Source organism: Methanoculleus sp. MH98A (assembly GCF_000691865.1).
In the GTDB taxonomy this organism is placed as follows: Archaea; Halobacteriota; Methanomicrobia; order Methanomicrobiales; family Methanoculleaceae; genus Methanoculleus.
In genome coordinates, this window is sequence record NZ_JMIO01000249.1 from 1 (window position 1) to 774 (window position 774).

The 774-nt window shown below is 46.1% G+C and carries 1 protein-coding gene; it reads left to right on the plus strand.

The annotated features are described in order from the left end of the window. Nucleotides 1–25: 25 nt before the first annotated feature. A partial coding sequence (locus tag EI28_RS12855; protein WP_231476863.1) for a glycosyltransferase occupies nt 26–774 on the plus strand: 749 nt, incomplete at its 3' end.

Genomic DNA, 774 nt, shown 5'->3' on the forward strand with positions numbered 1-774 from the left:
TGCTACAATCCGGATGGCGGTACCTATGGAAGAACATAGATTGATGGTTCTGTCTGACCATTACCTCACGTTTGTCAAGGATCAGGTGGAGTTGCTCGCAAAGGCATTTGCTCATACTGATGTGTACGTCAGGTACCATCCAGCAACTGAGATCTCCAGGGTATTTCCAGCCCCCCGCCTCAAAGCTTTCCGGAAAGATTCTCTTATTGACCGGACGAATTTGCCGGAGAATGTTTCCATATATACAGTTCCGCAGTTCTATTTGCCCTTCACCCATCAATTTAGGAGGGTCGGCAAGCCCTACTATACCAAAATTAAAGATCGGATTACAGAGAACAAGGCAGAATATGATCTCGTCCATGCACACTTTACATGGCCAAACGGCTTTGTTGGGGCAAAACTGAAAGAAGAATACGAGTTACCTTTCATCATAACTGCGCATGGTTATGATGTCTATGACCTGCCCTTTAGAGACGCCAAGTGGCGAGACTTAATTACAGATATCTTCGATTCTGCAGACGCTATCATAACTGTAAGTCACCGTAACCATGAGTGTATTAAAAAACTGAACATAAATACGCCAGTTCACGTGTTACCAAACGGTTTCAGGAGCGACCTCTTCTATGCCCAGGATCCTGCCACGTGCAGGGACTACCTCAACCTGCCCCGAGACAAAAAGATCCTTCTTACCGTGGCAAACCTGGAGCCCGTGAAAGGCCAAAAATATCTCATCGAGGCGATTGGTGAAATCGTTCAGGAAAGAGGGGATATTCT